This is a genomic window from Stutzerimonas kirkiae (assembly GCF_004327335.1).
GTDB classification, from domain to species: domain Bacteria; phylum Pseudomonadota; class Gammaproteobacteria; order Pseudomonadales; family Pseudomonadaceae; genus Stutzerimonas; species Stutzerimonas kirkiae.
On the sequence record NZ_QJUO01000079.1, the window covers coordinates 1 to 903 of the forward strand.

The window sequence follows — 903 nt, forward strand, 5'->3', positions numbered from 1 at the left end:
GGCACTTCACGCCCGTCGGCCCGAGCCTCATCGGCTAGTTCATCACAGCGACAGAGGCTCGCAATATCTGTCGATTCGTTACAGCGAGCGGTTGGGCGAAGCGGGTATCGAGCCGTCGGTTGGCAATACCGGTGACAGCTACGACAACGCATTGGCAGAGACCATCAATGGCCTCTACAAGACCAAGCTGATTCACAAGCGAGGGCCGTGGAAAAGTGTTGAAAGCCTGGAATGGGAAACGCTGAAATGGGTGACTTGGTTCAACCATCAGCGCCTGCTAGAACCGATTGGAAATGGGCCGCTGGTCGAGTTTGAGGCACTATACGAACAGAGTCAGACAGCAATACCCGTTGCAGCCTGACTCAAACAAAACAGCCTCCGCGATACCCGGGGCGGTTCACCCAGGCCGACCGCATGCGTTCTCTGGCGTTGGCCGCACGGCAACTGCGCGAGGCCGGTTTTCGGCAGATGAAGGCATCGTCGCTTAAGGGCAAGCACGTCCAGGCGCTGCTGAATCGTTGGCAAGGCGAAGGCCTGTCCTCAGGCACCATCAAGAATCGGCTCTCCCATCTGCGCTGGTGGGCCGAGAAGATCGGCAAGGCCGGCATCCTGCCAGCAGACAACACGCAGCTTGGCGTGGCCGAGCGCCGCTATGTAACTAACGACAGCAAAGCTCGGGAGCTGGGATCGGGTATAGACCGAGTCACGGATGCCCACGTGCACATGAGTCTTCAGTTACAAGCTGCCTTCGGATTGCGTCGGGAAGAGGCGATCAAGGTAAGCGATCCACGAAGCACATCTACCTCATGATGAGATAACCCTCTACCGTTATACCTGCAGTGAGCAGTTCCATGGCAGCAAGGCTTCATAGTCTTCCACCGTCGAGGCCTGGGGCAGGTGTTC

The 903-nt window shown here is 57.8% G+C and carries 1 protein-coding gene and 1 pseudogene; both read left to right on the forward strand.

Annotated elements, in window-relative coordinates:
• On the forward strand, positions 1-361 hold a 361-nt coding region (locus tag DNJ95_RS19105; RefSeq protein ID WP_165491672.1), incomplete at its 5' end, for an integrase core domain-containing protein.
• A pseudogene (locus DNJ95_RS19110) lies at positions 358-777 on the forward strand (phage integrase N-terminal domain-containing protein); the annotation flags it as partial. The gene DNJ95_RS19105 and the pseudogene DNJ95_RS19110, both read left to right, overlap by 4 nt.
• Positions 778-903: the final 126 nt, after the last annotated feature.